General features: G+C 38.8%; 1 protein-coding gene. It reads left to right on the top strand.

The genetic code is table 11. The annotated features are described in order from the left end of the window. The first annotated feature begins 88 nt into the window (after positions 1-88). Positions 89-1,422 (top strand): IS3 family transposase gene (locus tag ELS83_RS21585; protein ID WP_249414548.1). Its coding sequence is split into 2 segments (ribosomal slippage): positions 89-433 and positions 436-1,422, totalling 1,332 coding nucleotides; the frame shifts between segments, so codons are not numbered across the junction. The last annotated feature ends 298 nt before the right edge of the window (positions 1,423-1,720 follow it).

Here is a 1,720-nt window from a genome sequence, read left to right as displayed (position 1 = left end):
TGTAAGTCTTCAGCCTAATTTGGACAAGTTGGTATAAAATTTAAGAGATAGATTTCTTAACTTTTTGTAACCAATTAATGTCTATAAAATGAGAACAAAGAAACAAAGTACCGAGGCTAAGGTAAAAGAAATTAGACGGCACACTCGAAAGAAGTATTCAGCCGAAGAAAAGATCCGTATCGTCATTGATGGTCTACGTGGGGAGTCAAGCGTTGCAGAACTTTGTCGGCGCGAAGGCATTAGTGCCAACTTATATTACAAATGGAGTAAGGACTTTCTTGAGGCTGGAAAAAATAGATTAATGGGTAATACCAAAAGAGAGGCGACTACCAGCGAAGTACATCAAATCAGAAATGAAAACATGGATCTAAAGCAGCTTGTTGCAGAATTAAGCCTTGAGGTTCGTATGCTTAAAAAAAGTCTAACTGGTTCCGAGTAAACTACAAGTATATGAGAAGAAGTGCCAGTGAAAAGATGGAAATCATACGCATTGTAGAAGAATCAGAGCTTGGGGTTAAGCGAACATTGGAAGAGATTGGTATAAGTCGAAGTACGTTCTATGAGTGGTATAAGCGCTATTTGGAAGATGGTTATGAGGGGCTTTTACCTAAGAAGAACAAACGACACTCATACTGGAATCAGATTTCTCAAAATGAGCGAATGAAGGTGGTTGAAACAGCCCTGGAGCATCCAGAGTTATCTCCTAGGGAGATAGCACACCAGATAACTGATACCCAAAAATGGTTTATAAGTGAATCAAGTGTTTATCGGATCTTGAAGGCGCAAGGATTGGTAACTAGTCCGGCTTGGATCGTTATGGAAGCAGCAGATGAATTCAAAGACAAAACCACCCACATTCATCAGCAATGGCAGACTGATTTTACTTATTTTAAGATAATTGGTTGGGGGTGGTATTACCTGGCTACTGTCATGGATGATTATTCACGCTTTATTATTACTTGGGAGCTTTGTAAAAGAATGGATTCAAAAAACGCCAGTCGAGTTATTGAAAAGGCTATACAGATAAGCGGACTTCCTGAAAATAAACGACCTCGACTCTTATCTGACAATGGTCCTTGCTATGTCTCTCATGAATTTACCAAGTTCATTAGTGAGTCACGAATGGGGCATGTAAGAGGAGCACCTTATCATCCCCAAACGCAAGGAAAGATCGAACGTTATCACCGAACGATGAAAAATATCGTAAAGTTGGACAACTACTATTATCCTGATGAACTGAGAGATAGACTTAAAGAGTTTGTAGATTATTATAATCATGAAAGGTATCATGAATCTCTAAACAACCTTACACCAGCTGATGTCTACTATGGCAGAGACTGGGTGCGATTACAGCAGAGATCAATTATCAAAAAAGAAACCATGAAAAAAAGAAGAAGGATAAATCAGAAGGTAGCTTCCTAAAAGAAGGTAATCGATTCAATCTTTAAAACAAAGCTAATTGCATTACAGAACCTGTAAAGAGCAAGTAGATGCCCTGCCGCAGGCGCTACACAGGACACTCTTGACAGAACCTGTTATCCAATTGCGAAGAGGGTTACAAGATCGAATCAGCCGGAACTGAAGCCATGACCGTGGCTAATTCTCTATAATCAATAGTTATGCATGGCATTTTAGCTAAGTATCATGCACCTATTGTTAGATAAAAAAGTATCTCTTAATTTTAGGTATCGATTTGTCCAATTAGCTTTGACGTTATACA

Source organism: Marinifilum caeruleilacunae (assembly GCF_013141825.1).
Lineage (GTDB): Bacteria > Bacteroidota > Bacteroidia > Bacteroidales > Marinifilaceae > Marinifilum > Marinifilum caeruleilacunae.
The sequence above is the reverse complement of the archived record's forward strand: the minus strand, read 5'-3'. Positions and strand labels throughout refer to the sequence as shown.